Origin of the sequence: Pseudomonas sp. B28(2017), from assembly GCF_002113025.1 — a bacterium.
GTDB lineage: Bacteria > Pseudomonadota > Gammaproteobacteria > Pseudomonadales > Pseudomonadaceae > Aquipseudomonas.
In genome coordinates, this window is record NZ_NEJH01000003.1 from 248,976 (window position 1) to 273,077 (window position 24,102).

The window sequence follows — 24,102 nt, forward strand, 5'->3', positions numbered from 1 at the left end:
GCAAAAAAGATGGGCTACGATATCACAGCGACCGCTATGGAACAGCGGTGCCCACAGACAGGGAGGTGCTATGAGTATTCGCGATTGGCCGGCGGCGGAGCGGCCGCGGGAGAGGTTGCTTGAACAGGGCTCGGGAAGTCTTTCGGACGCCGAACTGCTGGCGATTTTTTTACGAACGGGCGTGGTGGGCAAAAGCGCGGTAGATCTGGCGCGGCACCTGTTGAATCAATTTGGCAGCCTGCGTTCGCTGCTTGAGGCCGATCAGGAAACGTTCAGCAAGCAACTGGGGCTAGGTCCGGCGAAATTTGCCCAACTGCAAGCTGCTCAAGAAATGAGCAGGCGTCATCTGGCCGAGCGTGCGCGTCAAAAATCGGCACTGGAGAATCCACAAGCGGTTCGCGAGTACCTCAAGTCGATGCTGCGCCACGAGCCACACGAGGTATTTGGTTGCCTGTTTCTCGATTCCAGGCATCAGGTACTGGCGTTTGAGACGCTATTTCGCGGCTCCATCGACAACACCAGCGTTCATCCGCGAGAGGTGGTCAAGCGCGCCTTGGCCAACAACGCAGCGGCATTGATCCTCTGCCACAACCACCCGTCGGGTAACTCCGACCCCAGCCAGGCCGACCGAGTGCTCACCAAGCGCCTGCAAAAGGCGCTGGAGTTGATTGACGTGCGGGTGCTGGATCACTTCATCATCGGCGATGGCGACCCGTTGTCGATGGCTGAGTATGGGTGGATGTGAATGATTCACTGTCGGAGCGAGCTTTGCTCGCGATGGCGGTCGGGGCACCGCTTTCATTCAGGCAACCCCCGTCATCGTTGAAGTCCATCGCGAGCAGAGCTCGCTCCTACAGGGTTTCAGCCGTTTATTTCAGGTTCACCCTGGAGTAGTCCTGCCGACCGAACGGGCTGACCGAATAACCCTCGACATCCTTGCGTGTCAGCGCAAAGGCCGTCGGGTGGGCCAGGGGCAACCACAGGGCCTGCTGCTGGATCTGCGTCTGGGCCTGTTCGTAGAGCTTGCTGCGCACACCTTGCTCGCCAGTGGTCTTGCCAGCACTGATCAGTCTGTCCAGGTCCTGGTTGCAGTAGCGGGCGAAGTTGGTGCCGGACTTGACCGCGGCGCAGGAAAACTGCGGCGTGAGGAAGTTGTCCGGGTCGCCGTTATCGCCAGCCCAGCCCATGAACAGCAAGTCATGTTCACCGGCCTTGGCGCGGCGGATCAGTTCGCCCCACTCGATCACCCGGATCTCGGCCTGAATGCCGATTTCCGCGAGGTCAGACTGCAGCAGTTGGGCGCCAAGGCTCGGGTTCGGGTTCAGCAGGCTGCCCGACGGGCGAGTCCAGATGGTGGTCTGGAAGCCGTCCTTGAGCCCGGCCTTGGCCATCAATGCCTTGGCCTTCGCCACGTCATGCGGATAGCCCGGCAGGCTTTTGGCGTAGCTCCAGGTGTTGGGTGGGTAGGGGCCGTTGGCGGCTTCGGCAGTGCCTTCGAACACGGCTTTGAGATAGTTGGCCTTGTCGAACGCGAGGTTGATGGCCTGACGGACTTCAGGTTTGTCCAGCGGCGGGTGCTGGCTGTTGATGCCGACGAATGCGGTCATGAACGCGTCAGTCTTTTCGACTTTCAGGGTCGGCTCTTTCAGCGCTTCCTGTACGTCCAGAGGCTTGGGCGACAGGGCGATCTGGCATTCGTTACGGCGCAATTTCTGCAGGCGCACATTGGCGTCCGGCGTGATGGCGAAGATCAGCGGATCTACAGCGGGTTTGCCACCGAAGTAATCCGGGTTGGCCTTGTAGCGAACCGAGGCGTCCTTCTGGAAACGGGTGAACACGAATGGCCCCGTACCGATTGGCTGACTGTTGAGCTTCTCGGGCGTACCGGCCTTCATCAATTTTTCGGCGTATTCGGCCGAATAGATCGAGGCGAAGCCCATGCTCAGGGTCGCCAGGAAGGTCGAGTCCGGGTGGTCGAGGGTGAAACGCACTGTCTGCGGATCGAGGGCGTCGATTTTTTTGATCAGTGCAGGCAACTGCATCGATTGCGCGTGCGGGAAGCCGCTCTGGGCGACTTTGTGCCACGCATTGGCCGGGTCGAGCATGCGGTCGAAACTGAAAATCACGTCTTCGGCGCTCAGGTCGCGCGTCGGGGTGAAGTACTCAGTGCGATGGAATTTCACCTGCGGGTGCAGTTTGAACACGTAGATCAGGCCGTCGGCGCTGACGTCCCAGCTGTCGGCGAGGCTGGCGACCACTTTGCCACTGGCCGTGTCGAAGTCCACCAGGCGATTCATCAATACATCGGCGGAGGCGTTGGTGGTGGTCAGCGAGTTGTACTGCACCACGTCGAACCCTTCGGGGCTGGCCTCGGTGCAGACGCTCAGGGCGGCGGCAAAGGCCTGTGGGCTCAGCAGAAGCGGGGCGAGCAACAACGGTAGGGCAGCGAGGCGCATGGTCGGTTCCTTTACAGATCGAAGGCCCATCTGCAAGTGCAGTCTGGAAAAGGCTTACCCTAGTAGGCTCTTTTGCAAATGACTATCCCCTTTTTCATTTTGAGGAGACTATAGGCGACTGATTTTGCTGGGCAGCGATTGAGCAAAACCCCTGGTTGGCTCGATGAGCAGATTTTCTGCGACGAGCGGTCGCCTTCGACGATAGCCTTTGTCCAAGGCGCTCGGAGCCCGGAAAACGGGGTTTTTGTTAATTCAACGCACACGGAATGTTGTTGCTCTCCAGTCTTTCTGGTATAAAGCAGCGCTCTTTTCTAGGGGCCCGGTTCCTTCACTGTAGGTGTAGCCGGTAAGACCTCTAAAGAATCGCGGCGCCTGGCGCCACAATGACTAGAGATTAAGCGGCCAACCCATGCCGGGTTGGGCATGTGGTTTTAGAGGGCTGAGGCATGTCTAGAGTATGTCAAGTTACCGGTAAGGGTCCGGTGACTGGGAACAACATTTCCCACGCAAACAACAAAACCCGTCGTCGTTTCCTGCCGAACCTGCAGCATCACCGCTTCTGGGTTGAAGAAGAGAAACGTTTTGTGCGTCTGCGCGTATCTGCCAAAGGCATGCGCATCATCGACAAGCGTGGCATCAGTGTCGTGCTGGCCGAACTTCGTCGCGATGGCAAGGTTTAAGGGAGCTAATCATGCGTGAATTGATTCGTTTGATTTCGAGCGCCGGTACTGGTCACTTCTACACTACCGACAAGAACAAGCGTACTACTCCGGACAAAATCGAGATCAAGAAATATGATCCGGTTGTTCGCAAGCACGTGATCTACAAAGAAGGCAAAATCAAGTAATTGATTTTTCTCTCTTACGAAAAAGGCCCGTATCGCGAGATACGGGCCTTTTTTGTTGCCTGCGGATTATGCAGTGCCTGTCAGGGCCCCTTCGCGAGCAGGCTCGCTCCCACATTGTCCGTTACCACCTGTGGGAGCGAGCCTGCTCGCGAAAGCGTCGGCCCAGGCACGCGATTTGTCAGGCCTTCTGTTCAAACGCCACATAGATCTTGCGGCATGGCTCCAGCACTTCCCAGGTGCCGCGAAAGCCTGCCGGGATCACGAAGCGATCACCCACACGCAGCGTCTTGGCATTGCCGTCGAGGTCACGTATCACGGAAACCCCCTGCACGATTTCGCAGTATTCGTGTTCGGTGAAGTTCACCGTCCACTGGCCGACAGCCCCTTCCCATACGCCGGCGTTCAATTGGCCGCAAGGGCTGTTGTAGTGGTTGTACACCACTTGCTCGGGATCACCCTTCAGTACTTTGGTCGGATCCGGGCGATAGCGTTCGGCGGCGGTGGTGGCCTGGCTGAAGTCGACGATATTCTGGATGCTCATTGTTGTATTCCCTCGTTATTGTTGGTATCGCCAAAGTCTATGTTTATTAAAATGAACATCGCAAGGCCGTTTGCCGGCGTTATGTCAAATATATTGAAACTTCACCTGCCACTGGTTTAGGGTGGTGGTTGCCTTGGGCCGACAAGCAGGCTGGCCGGGCAGAATTCCTGACAGCGCCCGCGAAGAACGCGGGTGTCGTATCAATAAGAGGAGGACACTCGCATGACCACCCTGACCCGTGCCGACTGGGAACAACGTGCCCGCGACCTGAAAATCGAAGGCCGCGCCTATATCAATGGCGAATACACCGACGCCGTTTCGGGCGAGACCTTCGAGTGCATCAGCCCGGTCGATGGCCGTCTGTTGGGCAAGATTGCCAGCTGTGACGCCGCCGATGCCCAGCGCGCGGTGGAAAACGCCCGCGCCACATTCAATTCCGGTGTCTGGTCGCGCCTGGCGCCGACCAAGCGCAAATCCACCATGATCCGTTTCGCCGGCCTGCTCAAACAGCACGCCGAAGAGCTGGCTCTGCTTGAAACCCTGGACATGGGCAAGCCGATCAGTGATTCCCTGTACATCGACGTTCCCGGCGCGGCGCAAGCCCTGAGCTGGAGTGGCGAAGCCATCGACAAGATCTATGACGAAGTAGCGGCCACCCCGCACGATCAACTGGGTCTGGTGACCCGTGAGCCGGTGGGTGTTGTCGGCGCCATCGTGCCGTGGAACTTCCCGCTGATGATGGCGTGCTGGAAACTGGGCCCGGCGCTGTCCACCGGTAACTCGGTGATCCTCAAGCCGTCCGAAAAATCACCGCTGACCGCCATCCGTATCGCTGAACTGGCTGTCGAAGCCGGCATTCCGAAAGGCGTGCTGAACGTATTGCCGGGTTACGGTCACACTGTCGGTAAGGCCCTGGCCCTGCACAACGATGTCGACACCCTGGTGTTCACCGGCTCGACCAAAATCGCCAAGCAACTGTTGATCTACTCCGGTGAGTCGAACATGAAGCGCGTCTGGCTCGAAGCCGGCGGCAAGAGCCCGAACATCGTGTTCGCCGATGCACCGAACCTGCAGGATGCTGCCGAAGCCGCTGCTGGCGCTATCGCCTTCAACCAGGGCGAAGTCTGCACCGCCGGTTCGCGCCTGCTGGTGGAGCGTTCGATCAAGGATAAATTCCTGCCGCTGGTGATCGAGGCGCTGAAGGCCTGGAGGCCGGGCAATCCGCTGGATCCGGCGACCAATGTTGGCGCGCTGGTCGATACCCAGCAGATGAACACCGTGCTGTCCTACATCGAGTCCGGTCATGCCGATGGCGCCAGGTTGGTGGCCGGTGGCAAGCGTACGCTCCAGGAAACTGGTGGCACTTACGTTGAACCGACCATTTTCGATGGCGTGAGCAACGCGATGAAAATCGCCCAGGAAGAAATTTTCGGCCCGGTACTGTCGGTCATCGAATTCGACAGCGCCGAAGAAGCCATCGCGATCGCCAACGACACGCCGTACGGCTTGGCCGCCGCGGTCTGGACTGGCGACATTTCCAAGGCTCACCTCACCGCCCGCGCACTGCGTGCCGGTAGCGTGTGGGTCAACCAGTACGATGGCGGCGACATGACCGCTCCGTTCGGTGGCTTCAAGCAGTCCGGCAATGGTCGCGACAAGTCCCTGCACGCGTTCGACAAATATACCGAGCTGAAGGCGACCTGGATCAAGTTGTAAGCCGTTAAGGGAGGTCTGTTGTAGAGCAGGCCTCCCGAACGACACAGATCCCTTGTGGGGGCGAGCTTGCTCGCGATAGCGGTGTAACAGTCGACTTCAATGTTGAATGTTGCTCCGTCATCGCGAGCAAGCTCGCTCCCACAATGTTTTGTGTTGTACATAAAAATATCCACAGGAGCGTGGAGTATGCGTTGGGCGACTTATTTCGCCGTTTTGGCATCTGTCTTGAGTGTCGGCCTGGCCCTGGGTGTCAGCATGCCGCTGGTGTCGTTTCGCCTGGAGAGCTGGGGCTACGGCTCGTTTGCCATTGGTGTGATGGCTGCGATGCCGGCCATCGGCGTCCTGTTGGGGGCGAAAATCTCCAGCCATCTGGCGGCACGATTCGGCACGGCCAATCTGATGCGCCTGTGTCTGTGGGGCGGGGCGGTTTCGATCGGTTTGCTCGCACTGTTGCCGAGCTATCCGATCTGGTTGGTGCTACGGCTGATGATCGGGGTGATCCTGACCCTTGTATTCATCATCGGTGAAAGCTGGATCAATCAACTGGTGGTCGAGCAATGGCGTGGGCGGCTGGTGGCATTGTATGGCAGCAGCTACGCACTGAGTCAGCTGGCAGGGCCGGTGTTGCTTGGTTTCCTCGGTACCGAGCGCGATTATGGCTTTTGGGTGGGTGTCGGCTTGTTGATGGCGGCTCCATTCCTGTTGCTGGGGCGCAGTGGTGCGCCAAGCAGCGAGGCCAGCAGCGTGACTTTGAATGATTTGCTCGCTTTCTGTCGTGGCTTGCCGGCGATTGCCTGGGCAGTGTCATTGTTCGCCGCGTTCGAGGCGATGATTCTGACGCTGTTGCCGGTTTATTGCCTGCGCCAGGGTTTCACCACGGAGATCGCCCTGGCGATGGTCAGTACGGTGGTGGTCGGTGATGCCGTGCTGCAATTGCCGATTGGCGCGTTGGCCGATCGCTTGTCGCGACGCGCGTTGTTCACCGGTTGTGCGGTGGTTTTGCTGATGTCGAGCCTGGCGATTCCGATGCTGATCGACACGCTGTTGATCTGGCCATTGTGGGTGCTGTTCGGCGCCAGCGCCGGCGGGCTGTTCACCTTGTCGCTGATCCTGATCGGCGAGCGTTATCGCGACGACGCACTGGTACGCGCCAACGCGCATATTGCCCAGCTTTGGGGGATTGGTTGTTTGATCGGGCCGTTGCTGGCGGGCGCCGGCAGCCAGTGGATCAGCGGTCATGCGTTGCCGTTGCTGATGGCGGTGGGGGCCTTGGGCGTGTTGATCGTGGTGTCGCGGCAAGGGGCGTTTGGTGCGCTTGCCGAGCCGGCCTAGAGCATTTTCTCCAGGCCTACCGTATTGCTCAGCCACGCATTGAATCGCCGCCACCAACTCCCTGGCTCCTTGGTCAGGGTGTGCTTTTTTCCATCGTCTTCGGTGGTCCAGACGATTTGATCGTTTTCCAGCTCCACCTGGTAACTCAGGGCTGGCGCCATACCCTGCAGTGCCAGTTCGCGGACCCCGGCGGCCAGCTCCGGACTGTCCACCAGCACGCCGACTTCGGTGTTCCACAGCACCGAGCGTGGATCGAAATTGAACGAGCCGATAAAGGATTTCTGCTGGTCGAAGATCATCGCCTTGCTGTGCAGGCTCGAGTCAGAGCTGCGATAGGGGCTACTGGAAAACAGATGTGGCCCGCTTCCGCCGCCGCCTTCCTCGCCGGGTTGGCGGCGCAATTCGTAAAGCTTCACGCCATGCTCCAGCAGCGCCCTGCGGTAGGGCGCGTAACCACCATGTACCGCGGGAACGTCCGTGGCTTGCAGTGAATTGGTGAGCAAACTCACCGAAACGCCAGCGTCGGCGCGCCCGGTCAGGTACACCAGGCCTGGCTGACCGGGCACAAAGTAGGCCGAGATCATGATCAGCTCTTTGCTGACGTTATCGAGTTCAGGTGCGAGTTGCGTGGTCAGCAGCAACTGCGGATCGGGCTTGCCCTTGGCCAGTACCTTGCTCGGCGCATCCCACAATGCCTGGTTCCAGGCCCAGATCAGCTCGCGGCGCCAGATGTCCAGGCGCGGGTGCGTGGTGAAGGTCATCAGGTGTTTGTAGAGCGCGTGATTCTGTTTGCGCATTTCCGCCAGCGACTCTTCCAGTCGGGTGCGGGTGTTTTCCAGATCCTGGGGGGTGGGTTTGCTCGACAGGAATTCGTCGATCGGCTTGCTCAGGGCGCTGTTCCAGTACTGGTCGAAACTGTGCCCGAGTTGCTCGGCAACCGGGCCGACGCAGAGCATGTCGATGTCAGTGAAATTCATCTTGGTCTCGGCATCGTAATACTCGTCCCCCAGATTTCTCCCGCCGACGATGGCCATGCTGTTGTCCGCCAGCCACAACTTGTTATGCATGCGTCGATGTTGTTGCGACAGGTTGAACAGCCGGCCCACGGTACGCGTCAGGCCGGTGCTGCGGCCAAGATTGAGCGGATTGAACACACGGATCTGGATTTTCGGGTGCGCGGCGAGGGTCGCAATGACCCGGTCCAGGCCGTCGCTGGTGGTGTCGTCGAGCAGTACCCGTACCCGCACGCCCCGGTCGGCGGCCTTGAGCAATTCTTCGATCAGCATGCGTGTGCTGATGCCGTCGTGCACGATGTAGTACTGCAAGTCGAGACTGCTTTGGGCGTTGCGGATCAGTTCGGCGCGGGCGGTGAAGGCCTCGGTACTGTCCGATAGCAGGCGAAAGCCTGATTGTCCCTTGTAAGGGGCGGCCTGCGCCTGGACCGAGCGGCCGAATGCGGAGTCTGAAGCCGGCAGCGCCTGGCTGGGTTCGCGTCGAACGTCGAAGCTGGAGCAACCGCCCAGGAGCGTGGCGAGCAGCAGAAGAGCAAGCAGGGGCTGTCTGACTCTCACGTAGGGTCGTTCCGTTTGGCTGCGCAGATAGGCATATGGACGCCGATTCCCGAATAAAAGTCAGTCGCTGAGCTGATCGGTTTCCGCCAGCAGTTTGATCGCTGTCGCGCCGACCTTGCGCACTGCGTCTTCGATCTGCGGCGTTGGCTTGGCAGCGTAGTTCATGCGCAGGCAATTGCGGTACTTGCCCGAGGCGGAAAAAATACTGCCCACGGCAATCTGTACGCCCTGGTCGTGCAATGCGCGATTCAGTTTCAGGGTGTCGAAGCCTTCCGGCAACTCCACCCACAGCATGAAGCTGCCTTGCGGGCGACTGGCGCGGGTGCCGGCCGGGAAGTAGCGGGTTACCCAGTCGATCATCATGTCGCGATTGCGCTGGTATTGCGTGCGCATCCGCCGCAAATGCGGTTCGAAGTGGCCACCTTTCAGGAACTCGGAAATGGCGATCTGCGGTTGTGGCGCGGTGGAACCCGTGCTGATGTATTTCATGTGCAGCACCCGTTCCAGATAACGGCCCGGTGCGACCCAGCCGATGCGCAGGCCCGGCGCCAGGGTCTTGGAAAACGAACTGCATAACAGGACGCGACCGTCCTCGTCGAAGGATTTGATCGTGCGCGGACGCGGATAGGTGTAGGCCAGTTCGCCATACACATCGTCCTCGACGATAGCCACGTCAAACCGCTGCGCAAGCGTCAACAACGCACGTTTTCGCGACTCGGGCATGATGTAGCCCAGCGGGTTGTTGCAGTTGGGGGTCAACTGTATGACCTTGATCGGCCACTGCTCCAGGGCCAGTTCCAGCGCTTCGAGACTGATGCCGGTCAGCGGGTCGGTGGGGATTTCCAGGGCTTTCATGCCCAGGCCCTTGAGGGTCTGCATGGCGCCGTGGAAGCTCGGCGAGTCCACCGCCACAATATCCCCCGGCTCGCAAATCGCGCGAACGCTGGTGGACAGCGCTTCATGGCATCCAGTGGTGACCACCAGATCGCTGGCGCCCAGTTGGCAGCCGGAGTCGAGCATCAGGCGAGCGATCTGTTCGCGCAGTTCGAGGTTGCCGTGAATGTTGTCGTAATACAGGCCGGGCATGTCCTGCCGCCGGCTGATTCGCGCCAGGTCGCGCAGCAGCGGCTTCATGGTCGGGCTGGTGATGTCCGGCATGCCGCGCCCCAATTGCACCACGTCTTTGCGCGGCACTGCGCGAATCAGTTCGAGTACCTGATCCCATTGAGAGATGTCCACCGGGCGCTGGGCCGGGCGACCGACGGCCGGCAAATCCGGAAGCTCGCGACTGGCAGGAACAAAGTACCCGGACTTGGGCCGTGGCGTGGCCAGCCCGCTGTCTTCCAACACCCGATAGGCCTGTTGCACTGTGCTCAGGCTGACGCCGTGCTCGACGCTCAGCGCCCGTACCGAAGGCAGCCGGTCACCGGGGCGATAGAAGCCCTGTTCGATACGCGTGCCGAGCAGCTCGGCGAGGTTGACGTAAAGGGTCATGGTGCAGCCTCGATAGGGATGATTCGGTTAACCAGTACAGATAGGGCAAAAAATCGGGATTCAGTGGCGGAATCGGCAAGTCTGTATGGATTTAATACAGTTGCTTTGAGTCTGTAATGCTTTTGTGCGCCCACGCATCATGGAACCTCTGGCTACCCAAGTAAACAGGAGCATCCAAGATGAACGGTTTGAGCGATGTGCGGCTGACGTTACACAGTCAGGAACTGGCAACAGGGCAGAACAACGGCACGCGGGAGGCGGGCATGCCTAGTGCGCCGTCCGGCCTGAGTCGCTGGGACCAGTTCTGGCGTCGCCTGCACACGCGCAAGGCGTTGCTGTCGTTGACGGCCGACCAGCTCAAGGATGTCGGGCTGACGCGGGAGCAGGCGCAGGAGGAGGGGCTGAAGCCTTTCTGGCGGATCTGAATTTTGCGCTGTTCGTTATGGCCTCATCGCGAGCAAGCTCGCTCCCACAAGGAACGGTGGTGAACACAAATCTTGTGAACACCGCCAAACACTGTAGGAGCGAGCTTGCTCGCGATAGCGTCGGCAAAAAGACGCAGGGAATCTTTCAGACCAACTCTTTAAGCTGATGCCACAACATCCCCAGCGCCAGCAACGGCGAACGCAAATGCTTGCCGCCGGGGAAGGTGATGTGCGGCACCTTGGCAAACAGATCGAAGCCGCCGCTGTGTTGGCCGCTGATGGCTTCGGCCAGCAGCTTGCCGGCCAGGTGTGTGGCATTCACGCCATGACCGGAATAGGCCTGGGCGTAGTACACGTTCGGCTGGTCCTTGAGTCGCCCGATCTGCGGCAGGCGATTGGCGCCGATGCCGATCATGCCACCCCATTGGTAATCGATCCTCACTGCGCCCAATTGCGGGAAGACATCCAGCATTTTCGGACGCATATACGCGGCGATGTCTTTCGGGTCGCGGCCCGAGTAGTGGCAGGCGCCGCCAAACAGCAGGCGCCGGTCCGCCGAGAGTCGGTAGTAGTCCAGCGCCACTCGCTGGTCACAGACCGCCATGTTCTGCGGCAACAAGGCGTGGGCCTGTTCTTCGCTCAGTGGTTCGGTAGCGATGATGTAGCTGCCGGCGGGCAGGACTTTACCGCTGAGTTCCGGGTTGAGGTTGTTGAGGTAGGCATTGCAGCCCAGTACCAGGGTATTGGCGCGCACCGCCCCCCCGGCGGTATGGACTTTGACCTCGGGGCCATAGTCGATGCGGGTCACGGCCGACTGCTCGAACAACTGGACCCCCAGTCGTTGTGCTGCTGCGGCTTCGCCCAAGGCCAGGTTCAGTGGATGCAGGTGTCCCGAACCCATGTCGATCAGGCCGCCGACGTAACGCGTGGAGCCGACCACGGTGTGCATCTCGTGGGCTTGCAACAAGCGGGTCTCATAGCGATAACCGAGGCTGCGCAGTTCTTCGGCATCCTCGGCGAAACCTTCCAGGTCTCGAGGTTTGTTGGCGAGGTCGCAGTAACCCCAGGTCAGGTCACAGGGGATCTGGAAGCGCTCGATCCGTTGCCGGACGATTTCCACCGCTTCCAGGCCCATGAGTTTCATTTGCCGAACACCGTCGACACCGATGACGTTGGTGAACTGATCGAGGCCGTGGCCGACGCCTCGAATCAGTTGCCCGCCATTGCGTCCACTGGCGCCCCAGCCGATTCGATGGGCTTCAAGCAACACCACGCTGAGGCCACGCTCGGCCAGCTCAAGCGCGGTGTTCAACCCCGAAAAACCACCGCCAACCACGCAGACATCGGCCAGCACTTCGCCTTTGAGCACTGGAAGCTCGGGCTGCGGCAGACTGCTGGCGGCGTAGTAGGAGGCGATGTGGTCCGGAGCAGGCTGCTGAGCACGGGGGGGCATGTGCGTGATCCTGGTGTTGATGTTTAGAAAACTTGACGGAGCATAAGCCGGACCTTCCCGGCCGGGCAACATTGGTCGGCTGGTGCTGTCTGGATCGGGGCTTTTGCGTCAGAATTGCGTTCTATTCCGCTTTTGGTCACCGCTGCAATGAGCTGCAACAGCCAGACAATTCGTGCATTGCGACAACAGATTCCCTCGTTCGAGTGCGTTCCCGGCTGCCATGACTGCTGCGGGCCGGTGACTACATCGCCCGAAGAAATGTCGCGTCTGCCGCGCAAGACTCGCGCCGAGCAGGATGCCGCCATGGAAGAGCTCAACTGTGTGCACCTGGGGCCGAATGGTTGCACGGTGTATGACGAGCGGCCGCTGATCTGCCGGTTGTTCGGCACCACCAAGACCTTGCCGTGCCCCAATGGGCGCAGGCCAGTAGAGCTGATTCATCCGCGGCTGGAGCAGCAGGTGTTCGAGTACATGGCATCGAACCGGCAGGTGTTGGTATAGATAGACAGACCGAGTCGCTGCCTTCGCGAGCAGGTTCGCTCCCACATTGGATTTGTGATCGACGCAATTTCCCTGTGGGAGCGAGCCTGCTCGCGAAAGCGCTCGAAAGGTCGCCGCTTACCTCAATCCGGAATCGGCAGCGTCAGGCTCTCCTTCACTTCTTCCATCACGATATAACTCTTGGATTCGCGCACGTGGGGCAGCTTGAGCAGGATGTCGCCCAGCAGTTTGCGGTACGAGGCCATCTCGGAAATCCGCGCCTTCACCAGGTAGTCGAAATCCCCTGACACCAGATGACACTCCAGCACATGGGGCAATTTCAGCACCGCACGTCGGAACTCTTCGAAAGTATCGCCGGATTTGTAATCCAGGCTGATCTCGACGAATACCAGCAGGCTACCCTTCAGGTGCTGCGGATTGAGCCTGGCGTTGTAGCCCATGATGATCCCTTCGCGCTCCAGACGCCGGACCCGCTCAGTACAGGGCGTGGTCGAGAGCCCGACCTTTTCCCCAAGCTCCGTAAAGGAAATCCGCCCGTCCGCTTGCAGGATCCGCAGGATGTTGCGGTCGATCTTGTCCAACTCACGTTTAGTCTGAGTGTTGGTACGCATAGGGGATGCGCCTCCGTGAAAAGGGTTCTTGCCGAGAATTGTCGCCAAATATAGGCGCTTATATAGTGAAAAGCACTGGCAAATCTTTTTTACACTGCGCGCATCTGAAGCTCTGAACAACAAACGTCAGCGGTTAGCCGCGATGAGGGATATGAAAATGCGCGTCATGGTCTTGGGTAGCGGCGTCATCGGTACCACCAGTGCTTATTATCTGGCCCGTGCCGGGTTTGAAGTGGTGGTGGTGGACCGGCAGCCGGCTGCTGCCATGGAGACCAGTTTCGCCAACGCCGGGCAGGTCTCGCCGGGTTATGCCTCGCCGTGGGCGGCGCCGGGTGTGCCGCTCAAAGCCATCAAGTGGCTGTTGCAGCGCCACGCGCCCCTGGCAATCAAGGCCACTGCCGACATCGACCAGTACCTGTGGATGGCACAGATGCTGCGCAACTGCACCGCCAGCCGTTACGCGGTGAACAAGGAGCGCATGGTCCGTCTGTCCGAGTACAGCCGTGACTGCCTCGATGAGCTGCGCCTGGAGACCGGCATCGCCTATGAGGGCCGCAGCCTCGGTACCACCCAACTGTTCCGCACCCAGGCCCAGCTCGACGGCGCCGCGAAAGACATCGCCGTGCTGAAAGAGTCCGGCGTGCCGTTCGAACTGCTCGACCGCGAAGGCATTGCCCGCGTTGAACCGGCGCTGGCCAGCGTCACCGACATCCTCGCCGGTGCCTTGCGCCTGCCGAACGACCAGACTGGCGATTGCCAGATGTTCACCACCAAGCTTGCTGAGATGGCCGCGAACCTCGGTGTGCAATTCCGTTTCGACCAGGATATTCAGCGCCTCGACTTCGCCGGTGACCGCATCAACGGCGTGTGGATCGACGGCAAACTGGAAACCGCCGATCGCTACGTGCTGGCCCTCGGCAGCTACTCGCCGCAGCTGCTCAAGCCGCTGGGGATCAAGGCACCGGTGTACCCGCTCAAGGGTTACTCCCTGACCGTGCCGATCACCAACCCGGCGATGGCACCGACCTCGACCATTCTCGACGAGACCTACAAGGTCGCGATCACCCGTTTCGACAACCGCATCCGCGTCGGCGGCATGGCTGAAATTGCCGGTTTTGACCTGTCGCTGAACCCGCGTCGACGCGAAACCCTGGAGATGATCGTCAACGACCTTTATCCTCAGGGCGGCGATCTGGCCCAGGCAAGCTTCTGGACCGGCCTGCGTCCGACTACGCCGGACGGCACCCCGATTGTCGGTGCCACCCCGTTCAAGAACCTGTTCCTGAATACCGGTCACGGCACGCTGGGCTGGACCATGGCCTGTGGTTCCGGTCGCTTGCTGGCTGACCTGATGGCCAAGAAAAAGCCGCAGATCAGCGCCGAAGGCCTCGATATTTCCCGTTATGGCAACAAAACCCAGGAGCCTGCAAAGCATGTCAGTCCAGCGCCAGCTCACCAATGAGCGCATGAGTCAGATCGTCACCCATAACGGCACGGTTTACCTGGCCGGACAGGTGGGCGATGACATGAACGCCGGGATTGAACAGCAGACCCGTGAAACTCTCGCCAACATCGAGCGGTTGCTCGATCTGGCCGGCACCGACAAGCACAATCTGTTGTCTGTGACGATTTACCTGAAGGACATCGACGCGCATTTCGAAGGCATGAACGCGGTATGGGACAAGTGGTTGCCAAAAGGCGTCGCCCCGGCCCGTGCCACCGTTGAAGCGAAATTGTGCGAACCGGAAATCCTGGTCGAGCTGTCGGTTGTCGCCGCTCTGCCATAAGCCTGTCAGAAAAGATCCCTCTCCCGGTGCTGCTGGCGGTTCACGCCGTCAGCCAGCGCCGGTTTTTCTTCCCGATAACCCGACCAGAAGTCTGCCGCCATGCGTCCTGCCCGTGCCCTGATCGACCTTCAAGCCCTGCGTCACAACTACCAGATCGCCCGTGAACTCACGGGGGCCAAAGCCCTCGCGGTGATCAAGGCCGATGCCTATGGCCATGGCGCGGTGCGTTGCGCTCAGGCGCTGGAAGCCGAGGCGGACGGGTTTGCCGTGGCCTGTATCGAAGAGGCGTTGGAGCTGCGGGCGGCAGGTATTCGTGCACCGATCCTGCTGCTGGAAGGCTTTTTTGAAGCCGACGAGCTGGCGCTGATCGTCGAGCATGATTTCTGGTGCGTGGTGCATTCGCTGTGGCAGCTCGAAGCCATCGAAAAAGCCGCGTTGAGCAAACCGATCACCGTGTGGTTGAAACTCGATTCGGGCATGCATCGCGTGGGGCTGCACCCGGCGGATTATCAAGGGGCCTATCAACGGCTGCTGGCCAGCGGCAAGGTCGCGAAAGTGGTGCTGATGAGCCACTTTGCGCGTGCCGACGAACTGCACGAACAGGCCAGCGCCGAACAGGTGGCGGTATTCGAAGCGGCACGCAAGGGCTTGTCCGCCGAGGTCAGCCTGCGTAACTCGCCGGCGGTGCTCGGTTGGCCGCAGATTCCGAGCGATTGGGTGCGCCCGGGCATCATGCTCTATGGCGCCACGCCGTTCGAAGAGGCCAACGAAGTGGCCGCACGCCTGCAACCCGTGATGACTCTTGAGTCGAAAGTGATCAGCGTCCGCGAACTGCCGGCTGGCGAGCCGGTCGGTTACGGCGCCAGATTCATCACTCCCAAACCGATGCGTATTGGTGTGGTGGCGATGGGTTATGCCGATGGCTACCCGCGTTTGGCCCCGACCGGCACCCCCGTGCTGGTTGCCGGGCAGCGCAGTCAGTTGATTGGTCGGGTGTCGATGGACATGCTCTGTATCGACCTGACCGATGTGCCGCAGGCCGGTCTCGGTTCGACCGTCGAGTTGTGGGGCAAAAACATCCTCGCCAGTGATGTAGCCATAGCTGCCGGCACCATTCCCTACCAGATTTTCTGCAACCTGCGCCGAGTGCCACTGCTCTATTCCGGGGCTTAGTGCGCAAGGCTCCAGACCGGAAGTCGCCTCGCTGAGCAGGATTCAGGTCAAGGTGTTGTAAATACTGAACGCTGTCGCCATGATAACGCTCACTATTCCAACATTCCTGAATCCTGGAGGCGCTAGCTTTGGACGTCGGTGAACGACTGCAATCCATCCGTAGGCTCAAAGGCCTTTCCCAGCGTGAGCTCGCCAAACGGGCGGGGGTCACCAACAGCACGATTTCGATGATCGAAAAGAACAGCGTGAGCCCTTCGATCAGTTCGCTGCGTAAGGTGTTGGGCGGGATTCCCATGTCCATGGTCGAGTTCTTTTCCGAAGAAATCCTGCAGGAAAAACCGACTCAGATCGTCTACAAGGCCAATGAGCTGATCGACATTTCCGATGGTGCCGTGACCATGAAGCTGGTCGGTCGGGCGCACCCGAGCCGGGCGATCGCATTCCTCAATGAAATCTATCCGCCAGGCGCTGACACCGGTGACGAGATGCTCACCCATGAGGGCGAGGAAACCGGCATCCTGGTCGAAGGAAAACTGGAACTGGTGGTTGGTCTCGAAACTTTTGTCCTCGAAGCCGGCGATAGCTACTACTTTGAAAGTACCAAGCCACACCGTTTCCGGAATCCGTTCGATGTGCCGGCGCGACTAATCAGCGCAGCCACGCCGGCGAATTTCTAAGAAAAGAGGCGTCCTGCCAGCATCGCAGAGGCGCCCGGGCCGTTTTTCCGCCGCAGCCTAAGACCCTTACGACTTTGGGGTTGTTTCAGTGCGACGGGCTAACCGCTATACTTGCGCCCGCCTGCGAACCGTGGCCGTAGGCGTGACTAGCCACCATTGAGGGTGAACGCGTGAACCTAATTATGAAAATGCTGGCTGCACCAGCAACCGTACTGGCCCTATGGGCTGTCAGTGTCAGCGCTCAAGCTGCGACCAACGACGATATCGCCAAACGCCTTGAACCGGTCGGTCAGGTCTGTGTTCAGGGTAAAGAGTGCAAGGGCATGGAAGTGGCTACTGCCGCTGGCGGCGGTGGTGGTGCGAAAACCCCGGATGAAGTGATTGCAAAACATTGCAACGCTTGCCACGGCTCAGGCTTGTTGGGCGCACCGAAAATCGGTGATGCCGCCGCCTGGAAAGACCGTGCCGATCACCAGGGCGGCCTCGACGGCATCCTGGCCAAAGCCATTACCGGTATCAACTCGATGCCGCCTAAAGGCACCTGCGCCGACTGCTCCGACGCCGAGCTCAAGGGCGCCATCCAGAAGATGTCCGGCCTGAAATAAGCCTGAGCCTTCCTGCTGAAAAGCCGCTTTCGAGCGGCTTTTTTGTGCCCGCGACTCCTGTAGGAGCGAGCCTGCTCGCGATGGTCGTCAACGATAACGCTGGAAACCTGGCACCCCGCGGTGCTCTCAGGTTCTTCGCGAGCGAGCTCCTGCAGGGGGCCAGCGGCGACCGATTGGCATTGACAGGCTGTTCATTACAGCAAAGACCCGGCAAGCTCGGTCCAGGCCCAAGTCATGGAAAGTGAGGGAGGACCCGATGGTTCAGCTGTGCTCTATCGAACAGGCAGTCGATGACGTCTTGGCACGGTTGCCGGTACATATCCACATGGGCTTGCCTCTGGGGTTGGGTAAACCCAACCACTTCGTCAACGCGCTGTACCGGCGCATCGCACAGTTGCCCGAGCGTCAGCTGACGATCTATACCGCGCTGTGTCTGGGGCGTCCGCCCTTGGGCGATGGCCTGCAAAAGCGCTTCCTCGAACCCTTTATCGAACGGGTTTTCGGCGATTATCCAGAGCTGGAATTTCTCGCCGACCTGTGTCGCGATGATCTGCCGGGCAACATTCACATCCAGCAGTTCTTCATGCAGCCCGGCAGTCTGCTCAACAGTGCCGCGGCGCAACAGGATTACGTCAGCAGCAACTACAGCCATGCGGCCCGGGACATCAACGCTGCCGGGTTGAACCTGGTGGCGCAATTGGTGGCCAGCCATGCCGAACATCCCGACCGCTTGAGCCTGAGCTGCAACCCGGACGTCACCCTCGATCTGTTGCCGATGATTGCCAAGCGCCGCGTCGCTGGAGAAACCATCCTGATGGTCGGCCAGGTGCACAACGATCTGCCCTACATGCCCGGCGATGCGGAACTCGGTATCGACACCTTCGACCTGCTGATCGACCAGAAGGACAACACCACGCTGTTTTCCACGCCGAACATGCCGGTGGGGGGGCAGGACCATTTCATCGGCCTGCACGCCAGCACCCTGGTGCGCGATGGCGGCACCTTGCAGATCGGCATCGGTTCCATGGGCGATGCGCTGACGGCGGCACTGCTGGCGCGACAAGCCGACAACGACGGTTACAGAGCGTTGCTGGCCGAGGTGAACCTCCGCCAGTGGGCGCCACTGATCGAGCGCGAAGGCGGCATCGAACCGTTCGCCAAAGGCCTGTATGGCTGCAGTGAAATGTTCGTCAACGGCTTATTGGTATTGGCGGATGCCGGGATCGTGCGGCGCAAGGTTTACCCGGACGTGGCAACCCAACGGCAGGCGAATGTCGGCACCCTGGATGAGGCTGCGCAAACCGATGGCATTTCTGTGCATGGCGGCTTCTTTCTCGGCCCGCGCACTTACTACGAACGCTTGCGCGAATTACCGCAAAGCAAACGCCTCGAATTCAACATGACCCGCATCAGCTACATCAACGAGCTCTACGGCCAGGAAGAGCTCAAGCGCTTGCAACGCCTGGATGCGCGATTCATCAACACCGCGTTCACCGTGACCTTGCTCGGTGCCGCGGTGGCGGATCAGCTCGAAGATGGACGTGTGCTCAGCGGCGTAGGCGGGCAATACAACTTCGTGGTTCAGGGCCATGCACTGCAAGGTGCGCGCTCGGTGTTGCTGCTGCGCAGCTGGCGTGAGTCTGGTGGCGACGTCAGTTCGAACATCGTCTGGGAGTACGGGCACTGCACGATCCCACGACACTTGCGCGACATCGTGGTCACCGAATACGGCATCGCCGATCTTCGCGGCAAAACCGATGCGGCAGTGATCGAGGCCTTGCTCAACATCAGCGACTCGCGTTTTCAGCCAGGATTGATCGAGCAGGCGCAGAAAATCGGCAAATTGCCCAAGGGCTTCCGTCTCGATCCGCGCTTTGCCGATAACAGTCCGCAGCGTTTGCAGGCGATTCAGGCGCGGCATCCGCATCTTTTTCAGGAGTATCCGCTGGGCTGCGATTTCACCGAGGTCGAGCGCGATCTGTTGCGGGCACTGAACTGGCTCAAGAGCAAGTTCAAGCTGAGCGAGGTGCTGGAATTGGGCAAGGCAGCGCTGGATGCGCCGCAGGCTTCGGAGTTTTCAGAGCATCTGGAGCGGATGCAATTGACCGATCCGGAAGGCCTGAAGGAAGACCTGTTTCAGCGGTTGCTGCTCACTGGCCTGAAAGCCACCGCGCAATAACTGGCCACCCAAAACAACTGTGGGAGCGAGCCTGCTCGCGAAAGCGGTGTATCAGTCAATGTTGAAGTCGACTGACACTATGCATTCGCGAGCAGGCTCGCTCCCACAGGGGGAAGTGCGGTGTCGGGTTATTCGATAAAGGTCACGACACCACCGGCCAACGACTTCACGCGAGCCAGCGACTCAACGCGATAACCCTGCGAGTCCAGCTCCGCACGACCACCCTGGAACGACTTCTCGATCACGATGCCCAGGCCCGCCACGGTGGCGCCGGCCTGTTTGATGATCGAAATCAGTGCCTGGGACGCCTTACCGTTGGCCAGGAAGTCATCGATGATCAGCACGCGGTCGCTGCTGGTCAGGTGGCGCGGGGAGATGGCCACGGTGCTTTCGGTCTGCTTGGTGAACGAGTAAACGGTCGCCGACAGCAGGTTTTCAGTCAGGGTCAGGGACTGGTGCTTGCGGGCGAAAATCACCGGCACGCCGAGGTTCAGGCCGGTCATGATCGCCGGGGCGATGCCCGAGGCTTCGATGGTGACGATCTTGGTGATGCCCGAATCCTTGAACAGCGTGGCGAATTCGTCGCCGATCAGCTTCATCAGGGCCGGGTCGATCTGGTGGTTCAGAAAGGCGTCGACTTTCAGGACCTGGTCGGAAAGCACGATGCCTTCTTCGCGGATTTTCTTGTGCAGTGCTTCCATGAAGCTTTCCTCTACTGGCGCCTGTGCGCCGAAGGTCAGATAAAAGTGGTCAATTCTAGCGCTTTAACATCGCGCGTATATCCGCCAGTGCGTTGTTGCCTCGCACGGCCTTGACTTCGGTCGGTGTGTCGTCGTTGCCTTCCCAGGCCAGATCGTCCGGCGGCAACTCATCAAGGAAGCGGCTTGGTGCGCAATCGATGATCTCGCCGTACTGCTTGCGCTTGGCGGCGAAGGTGAAGGCCAGGGTCTGGCGCGCGCGGGTAATGCCCACGTAGGCCAGGCGACGTTCCTCTTCGATGGTGTCGGCTTCGATGCTGGAACGGTGCGGGAGGATTTCCTCCTCCATGCCCATGATGAACACGTAGGGGAATTCCAGGCCCTTCGACGCATGCAAGGTCATCATCTGCACGCCTTCGGCGCCGTCTTCCTCTTCCTGCTGACGCTCCAGCATGTCGCGCAGGACGAGTTTGCCGATGGCGTCCTCGACGGTCATTTCTCCGTCTTCGTCTTTTTCCAGGGTGTTCTTCAGCGCCTCGATCAGGAACCAGACGTTACCCATGCGGTAGTCGGCGGCCTTGTCGCTGGAGCTGTTGGTGCGCAGCCAGTTCTCGTAGTCGATGTCCATGACCATGCTGCGCAGGGCCGAGATCGGGTCTTCGCCGGCGCACTGCTCGCGCACCCTGTCCATGAAGCGCTTGAAGCGCGACAGGCGATCGGTGAAGCGTGAATCCAGATGCTCGCCCAGGCCGATCTCGTCGGTGGCGGCGTACATCGAGATCTTGCGCTCGGTGGCGTAGTTGCCCAGCTTCTCCAGTGTGGTCGAGCCGATCTCGCGGCGCGGCACGTTGATCACCCGCAGGAAGGCGTTGTCGTCGTCCGGGTTCACGATCAGGCGGAAGTAGGCCATCAGGTCCTTCACTTCCTGACGTCCGAAAAAGCTGTTGCCGCCGGACAGGCGATACGGCACCTGGTGATGCTGCAATTTCAGCTCGATCAGCTTGGCCTGGTAGTTGCCGCGATAGAGGATCGCGAAATCGCTGTACGGGCGGTCGGTGCGCAAGTGCAGGCTGAGGATTTCCATGGCCACGCGCTCGGCTTCGGCGTCTTCGTTACGGCAACGGATCACGCGGATCTCGTCGCCGTGGCCCATTTCACTCCACAGCTGCTTTTCGAATTCGTGGGGGTTGTTAGAGATCAGCACGTTGGCGCAACGCAGGATACGGCTGGTGGAGCGGTAGTTCTGCTCCAGCATCACCACTTTCAAGGAAGGGTAGTCTTCCTTGAGCAGCATCAGGTTTTCCGGCCGGGCACCCCGCCAGGCGTAGATCGACTGGTCGTCGTCGCCTACCACGGTGAACTGGTTGCGTTTGCCGATGAGCATTTTCACCAGCAGGTACTGGCTGGCGTTGGTGTCCTGGTATTCATCGACCAGCAGGTAGCGCACCTTGTTCTGCCACTTTTCCAGGATGTCGGCGTGCTCTTCGAACAGCTTCACCGGCAGCAGGATCAGGTCGTCGAAGTCCACCGCATTGAACGCCTTGAGCGTGCGCTGATAGTGGGTGTAGACGATGGCGGCGGTCTGTTCCTTGGGGTTGCGCGCGTTTTCCAGGGCCTGGGCCGGCAGGATCAGGTCGTTTTTCCAGGCGCCGATCATGTTCTTGATCTCGTCGACGCCGTCGTCGCCCGAGTATTCTTTCTGCATGATGTCGGTCATCAGGGCCTTGACGTCGGTCTCGTCGAAAATCGAGAAGCCCGGTTTGTAGCCCAGCCGCACGTGCTCCTTGCGGATGATGTTCAGGCCCAGGTTGTGGAACGTGCAGACTGTCAGCCCGCGACCTTCACCGGCACGCAACAGGGTGCCGACCCGTTCCTTCATCTCGCGGGCGGCCTTGTTGGTAAAGGTCATGGCGACGATGTACTGGGCGCGGATGCCGCAGTTCTGGATCAGGTGCGCGATTTTGCGCGTGATCACGCTGGTCTTGCCGGAGCCAGCGCCGGCGAGCACCAAAAGAGGGCCGCCGACGTAGCTCACGGCTTCCTGCTGCCGGGGATTGAGTCGGGACATAGGTAAATTCAGGAGTCAGTCACAAAATGGGCCGGCATTTTAACAGGCTCAGCGAATTGTGCTGCTCTGTCCGACTTGTGACGTACCACGCTATCTGTAATTGCCGGTTTTGTTACTTTCACGCAGGATGCGCAATGTATTTGCGGCTAATGTTCGTAATTCCAGATACAAAGGGCTCGTTTGGATAACTCATGTCGTTGTCATTGGTTATCGGAACGGCATAATGCCCGTCGCCTACATCTTTGCAGAGTCTAGGGAGCTAGCTTGTCTACGCCTGTCGAACCCTTGCGTTTGCTGCTACTGGCCGAAGAGCCAGCGTGGGCAGCGTTGTTGCGCGAGTGTCTGGCTCCTATGGGTAACTCGGCCGTGCTCATCAGCGCGCCGAGTTGGGAGTCGGTCAGCAGCCTGTTCGATGACAACCGCAACGCGGTGTTATTGACTATCCCGCAACTTCAACCGGCGCCGGGCCGTTGCAGCCTGCCGACGGTGTTGCTGCTCGACCATGAGCCGCTGATCCCGCCCGACGGTGTGAGTGACTGGCTGGTGCGCGATCTGCTCGATCCCGGCATGTTGCGCCGCTGCCTGCGGCATGTGCGCGAACGTGGCGTCCTGGAAAACACCCTTCAACGCTTGGCCGAGCAAGATCCGCTGACAGGCATCGCCAACCGCCAGGGTTTCCAGACCCTGCTGACAGCGCGGCTGGCCGAAAGCGACGGTCGTGGCCTGGCCCTCGGTCACCTCGACCTCGACAATTTCCGCTACGCCAACGACGCTCTCGGCCATCAGGCCGGTGACCGCCTGATCCTGCAGGTGGTGGCTCGGCTCAAGAGCCAGCTCGAGGCCGGCGATCAACTGGCACGCCTGGGCAGCGATGAATTCGCTCTGCTGATCGACACCCGTCGCGCTCCCCAACGTGCCGAGTGGATGGCCGAGCGCATCAGCGAAGCGCTGGCCGAACCTTATTGGGTCGACGGCGAAAGCCTGTTGATCGGTTCCAGCCTGGGTATTGCTCACGCCCGGGCCCAGGCCGGCGCCGATCCGCTGATGTGGCATGCACATATCGCCATGCAGCAGGCCAAAAGCACCCAGGGCTGTACCTTTCACATTTTCAACGAACGCATAAACCGCAATGCCCGCAGCATCGCCGATCTCGAAACCGAGCTGCGCCGGGCGCTGCGCCGCGATGAGCTGGAACTGCATTACCAGCCACGCCTGAATCTCGAGGACGGGCAAATCGTCGGCCTCGAAGCCCTGGTGCGCTGGCGCCATGCCGAACGCGGTTTGTTGCCACCGAGCGAGTTTGTGCCGCTGGCTGAGCAAAGCGGTCTGATCGTGCCGCTGGGCTACTGGGTGATATCCCGGGCCTTGCGCGATATGCAGGCGTTGCTTGAGCTGGGTTTGCCGCCGTTGCACATGGCGATCAACCTGTCGTTCCGGCAGTTTCAGGACGGCCAGTTGCTGTCGACCCTGAGTCGCTTGATTGCCGAGCGCGGCGTCGAAGCGCAGTGGCTGGAATTCGAACTGACCGAAACCGCCGTGATGCGCCGCAGCGATCTGGTCAAGCAGACCATGGACGCCCTCGGGCGCCTCGGTGTGCGCTTCTCCCTCGACGACTTCGGCACCGGGTTTTCATCCTTTGTGCACCTCAACAGCCTGCCGATCACCTTGCTGAAAATCGACAAGAGCTTTGTCGGTGGCATGGAACAGCGTGAGGAAAACCGCAAACTGGTCCACGCGATGATCAATCTGGCGCACAACCTCAACCTTGAGGTGGTCGCCGAAGGTGTGGAGACGCCGGAGCAACTGGAGCTGTTGCGCGGGTTTGCCTGTGATCAGGTGCAGGGGTATCTGATCAGCAAGCCATTGCCGCTGGCTGAGCTGGTGGACTATTTGACGTTTGGCTCCAGTCAGCAGCCGGTGCTGGAAATCGTGGGCTGAGAGGTTGCCACGGAGCCCTGTAGGAGCGAG

Annotated in this window: 22 protein-coding genes; 14 read left to right on the top strand and 8 right to left on the bottom strand. The window is 60.1% G+C overall.

Going from position 1 to position 24,102, the window contains the following annotated elements; translation table 11 throughout:
* Positions 1-70 precede the first annotated feature (70 nt).
* The gene (gene radC, locus CAF65_RS10400; RefSeq protein ID WP_085716206.1) at positions 71-745 is read left to right on the top strand and encodes a DNA repair protein RadC; all 675 of its coding nucleotides are present in this window, start codon (positions 71-73) and stop codon (positions 743-745) included.
* A 124-nt stretch (positions 746-869) separates the two neighbouring features.
* Here the strand turns inward: radC and CAF65_RS10405 are convergent, their stop codons facing one another.
* Positions 870-2,456 carry an ABC transporter substrate-binding protein gene (locus tag CAF65_RS10405; protein WP_085716207.1) on the bottom strand — a complete coding sequence of 529 codons (1,587 nt, stop codon included), beginning with the start codon at positions 2,454-2,456 and terminating at the stop codon, positions 870-872.
* A 446-nt stretch (positions 2,457-2,902) separates the two neighbouring features.
* On the opposite strand from CAF65_RS10405, the gene rpmB reads away from it, so the two are divergent.
* Both rpmB and rpmG read left to right on the top strand, forming a co-directional pair.
* A complete protein-coding gene (gene rpmB, locus CAF65_RS10410; protein ID WP_003177273.1) occupies positions 2,903-3,136 on the top strand; it encodes a 50S ribosomal protein L28 in 234 nt (77 codons plus the stop codon).
* 11 nt (positions 3,137-3,147) lie between these two features.
* Entirely contained in the window at positions 3,148-3,303 is a 156-nt protein-coding gene (gene rpmG, locus CAF65_RS10415; protein WP_003177274.1) for a 50S ribosomal protein L33, read from the top strand.
* Positions 3,304-3,481: 178 nt separating this feature from the next.
* Here rpmG and CAF65_RS10420 read toward each other — a convergent pair whose 3' ends face one another.
* Positions 3,482-3,844 (bottom strand): cupin domain-containing protein, encoded by a 363-nt coding sequence (locus tag CAF65_RS10420; protein ID WP_057395874.1) that lies wholly within the window; start codon positions 3,842-3,844, stop codon positions 3,482-3,484.
* 222 nt (positions 3,845-4,066) lie between these two features.
* Between CAF65_RS10420 and CAF65_RS10425 the strand changes: the two genes are divergently transcribed.
* Both CAF65_RS10425 and CAF65_RS10430 read left to right on the top strand, forming a co-directional pair.
* A complete protein-coding gene (locus tag CAF65_RS10425; protein ID WP_085716208.1) occupies positions 4,067-5,560 on the top strand; it encodes an aldehyde dehydrogenase in 1,494 nt (497 codons plus the stop codon).
* Positions 5,561-5,746: 186 nt separating this feature from the next.
* Complete coding sequence (locus tag CAF65_RS10430; RefSeq protein ID WP_085716209.1) at positions 5,747-6,892, top strand: MFS transporter; 1,146 nt, start codon at positions 5,747-5,749, stop codon at positions 6,890-6,892.
* Here the strand turns inward: CAF65_RS10430 and CAF65_RS10435 are convergent.
* A complete protein-coding gene (locus tag CAF65_RS10435; protein WP_085716210.1) occupies positions 6,889-8,463 on the bottom strand; it encodes a phospholipase D family protein in 1,575 nt (524 codons plus the stop codon). The two genes, CAF65_RS10430 and CAF65_RS10435, sit on opposite strands and share 4 nt — an antisense overlap.
* Before the next feature lie 60 nt (positions 8,464-8,523).
* On the bottom strand, positions 8,524-9,957 hold the full coding sequence (locus tag CAF65_RS10440; RefSeq protein WP_085716211.1) for a PLP-dependent aminotransferase family protein: 1,434 nt from the start codon (positions 9,955-9,957) through the stop codon (positions 8,524-8,526).
* A gap of 179 nt (positions 9,958-10,136) precedes the next feature.
* Here CAF65_RS10440 and CAF65_RS10445 point away from each other — a divergent pair, with 179 nt between their 5' ends.
* Complete coding sequence (locus tag CAF65_RS10445) at positions 10,137-10,382, top strand: DUF1127 domain-containing protein (RefSeq protein WP_085716212.1); 246 nt, start codon at positions 10,137-10,139, stop codon at positions 10,380-10,382.
* 145 nt (positions 10,383-10,527) lie between these two features.
* Here CAF65_RS10445 and CAF65_RS10450 read toward each other — a convergent pair whose 3' ends face one another.
* Positions 10,528-11,856 carry an FAD-dependent oxidoreductase gene (locus CAF65_RS10450; protein ID WP_371919005.1) on the bottom strand — a complete coding sequence of 443 codons (1,329 nt, stop codon included), beginning with the start codon at positions 11,854-11,856 and terminating at the stop codon, positions 10,528-10,530.
* Between the two features lie 126 nt (positions 11,857-11,982).
* Here CAF65_RS10450 and CAF65_RS10455 point away from each other — a divergent pair, with 126 nt between their 5' ends.
* Positions 11,983-12,336 carry a YkgJ family cysteine cluster protein gene (locus CAF65_RS10455; RefSeq protein ID WP_085716214.1) on the top strand — a complete coding sequence of 118 codons (354 nt, stop codon included), beginning with the start codon at positions 11,983-11,985 and terminating at the stop codon, positions 12,334-12,336.
* Between the two features lie 122 nt (positions 12,337-12,458).
* Here the strand turns inward: CAF65_RS10455 and CAF65_RS10460 are convergent, their stop codons facing one another.
* Positions 12,459-12,947 carry an Lrp/AsnC ligand binding domain-containing protein gene (locus tag CAF65_RS10460; protein ID WP_007975155.1) on the bottom strand — a complete coding sequence of 163 codons (489 nt, stop codon included), beginning with the start codon at positions 12,945-12,947 and terminating at the stop codon, positions 12,459-12,461.
* A gap of 157 nt (positions 12,948-13,104) precedes the next feature.
* On the opposite strand from CAF65_RS10460, the gene dadA reads away from it, so the two are divergent.
* The 6 genes from dadA to CAF65_RS10490 all read left to right on the top strand — a co-directional run bounded on the left by dadA (position 13,105) and on the right by CAF65_RS10490 (position 19,368).
* Complete coding sequence (gene dadA / locus CAF65_RS10465) at positions 13,105-14,409, top strand: D-amino acid dehydrogenase (protein WP_085716553.1); 1,305 nt, start codon at positions 13,105-13,107, stop codon at positions 14,407-14,409.
* Positions 14,381-14,734: a RidA family protein gene (locus tag CAF65_RS10470; protein WP_057712756.1), complete on the top strand. Its 354-nt coding sequence runs from the start codon at positions 14,381-14,383 to the stop codon at positions 14,732-14,734. The genes dadA and CAF65_RS10470 overlap by 29 nt, the downstream gene beginning before the upstream one ends.
* Before the next feature lie 99 nt (positions 14,735-14,833).
* Complete coding sequence (alr, locus tag CAF65_RS10475; protein ID WP_085716215.1) at positions 14,834-15,907, top strand: alanine racemase; 1,074 nt, start codon at positions 14,834-14,836, stop codon at positions 15,905-15,907.
* A 128-nt stretch (positions 15,908-16,035) separates the two neighbouring features.
* The gene (locus CAF65_RS10480) at positions 16,036-16,584 is read left to right on the top strand and encodes a cupin domain-containing protein (protein ID WP_008023455.1); all 549 of its coding nucleotides are present in this window, start codon (positions 16,036-16,038) and stop codon (positions 16,582-16,584) included.
* A 182-nt stretch (positions 16,585-16,766) separates the two neighbouring features.
* Positions 16,767-17,189, top strand: coding sequence for a cytochrome c5 family protein (locus CAF65_RS10485; protein WP_046038983.1), 423 nt, complete (start codon positions 16,767-16,769; stop codon positions 17,187-17,189).
* Positions 17,190-17,445: 256 nt separating this feature from the next.
* Complete coding sequence (locus CAF65_RS10490) at positions 17,446-19,368, top strand: acetyl-CoA hydrolase/transferase C-terminal domain-containing protein (protein ID WP_085716216.1); 1,923 nt, start codon at positions 17,446-17,448, stop codon at positions 19,366-19,368.
* Positions 19,369-19,496: 128 nt separating this feature from the next.
* On the opposite strand, the gene CAF65_RS10495 is transcribed toward CAF65_RS10490, so the two are convergent.
* The gene (locus CAF65_RS10495) at positions 19,497-20,069 is read right to left on the bottom strand and encodes a xanthine phosphoribosyltransferase (protein ID WP_057712760.1); all 573 of its coding nucleotides are present in this window, start codon (positions 20,067-20,069) and stop codon (positions 19,497-19,499) included.
* Between the two features lie 55 nt (positions 20,070-20,124).
* Complete coding sequence (gene rep / locus CAF65_RS10500) at positions 20,125-22,134, bottom strand: DNA helicase Rep (protein WP_085716217.1); 2,010 nt, start codon at positions 22,132-22,134, stop codon at positions 20,125-20,127.
* 264 nt (positions 22,135-22,398) lie between these two features.
* Here rep and CAF65_RS10505 point away from each other — a divergent pair, with 264 nt between their 5' ends.
* On the top strand, positions 22,399-24,072 hold the full coding sequence (locus tag CAF65_RS10505) for a bifunctional diguanylate cyclase/phosphodiesterase (RefSeq protein ID WP_085716218.1): 1,674 nt from the start codon (positions 22,399-22,401) through the stop codon (positions 24,070-24,072).
* Positions 24,073-24,102 lie beyond the last annotated feature (30 nt).

Excerpts from the sequence above, each read along its gene's own strand:
- CAF65_RS10495 (WP_057712760.1), bottom strand. The coding sequence starts at position 20,069 with ATGGAAGCACTGCACAAGAAAATCCGCGAAGAAGGCATCGTGCTTTCC.
- CAF65_RS10445 (WP_085716212.1), top strand. The coding sequence starts at position 10,137 with ATGAACGGTTTGAGCGATGTGCGGCTGACGTTACACAGTCAGGAACTG.
- CAF65_RS10405 (WP_085716207.1), bottom strand. The coding sequence starts at position 2,456 with ATGCGCCTCGCTGCCCTACCGTTGTTGCTCGCCCCGCTTCTGCTGAGC.
- radC (WP_085716206.1), top strand. The coding sequence starts at position 71 with ATGAGTATTCGCGATTGGCCGGCGGCGGAGCGGCCGCGGGAGAGGTTG.
- CAF65_RS10485 (WP_046038983.1), top strand. The coding sequence starts at position 16,767 with ATGAAAATGCTGGCTGCACCAGCAACCGTACTGGCCCTATGGGCTGTC.
- CAF65_RS10425 (WP_085716208.1), top strand. The coding sequence starts at position 4,067 with ATGACCACCCTGACCCGTGCCGACTGGGAACAACGTGCCCGCGACCTG.
- rep (WP_085716217.1), bottom strand. The coding sequence starts at position 22,134 with ATGTCCCGACTCAATCCCCGGCAGCAGGAAGCCGTGAGCTACGTCGGC.
- CAF65_RS10460 (WP_007975155.1), bottom strand. The coding sequence starts at position 12,947 with ATGCGTACCAACACTCAGACTAAACGTGAGTTGGACAAGATCGACCGC.
- alr (WP_085716215.1), top strand. The coding sequence starts at position 14,834 with ATGCGTCCTGCCCGTGCCCTGATCGACCTTCAAGCCCTGCGTCACAAC.
- CAF65_RS10430 (WP_085716209.1), top strand. The coding sequence starts at position 5,747 with ATGCGTTGGGCGACTTATTTCGCCGTTTTGGCATCTGTCTTGAGTGTC.
- rpmB (WP_003177273.1), top strand. The coding sequence starts at position 2,903 with ATGTCTAGAGTATGTCAAGTTACCGGTAAGGGTCCGGTGACTGGGAAC.
- CAF65_RS10440 (WP_085716211.1), bottom strand. The coding sequence starts at position 9,957 with ATGACCCTTTACGTCAACCTCGCCGAGCTGCTCGGCACGCGTATCGAA.
- CAF65_RS10490 (WP_085716216.1), top strand. The coding sequence starts at position 17,446 with ATGGTTCAGCTGTGCTCTATCGAACAGGCAGTCGATGACGTCTTGGCA.
- CAF65_RS10420 (WP_057395874.1), bottom strand. The coding sequence starts at position 3,844 with ATGAGCATCCAGAATATCGTCGACTTCAGCCAGGCCACCACCGCCGCC.
- dadA (WP_085716553.1), top strand. The coding sequence starts at position 13,105 with ATGCGCGTCATGGTCTTGGGTAGCGGCGTCATCGGTACCACCAGTGCT.
- CAF65_RS10455 (WP_085716214.1), top strand. The coding sequence starts at position 11,983 with ATGAGCTGCAACAGCCAGACAATTCGTGCATTGCGACAACAGATTCCC.
- rpmG (WP_003177274.1), top strand. The coding sequence starts at position 3,148 with ATGCGTGAATTGATTCGTTTGATTTCGAGCGCCGGTACTGGTCACTTC.
- CAF65_RS10470 (WP_057712756.1), top strand. The coding sequence starts at position 14,381 with ATGTCAGTCCAGCGCCAGCTCACCAATGAGCGCATGAGTCAGATCGTC.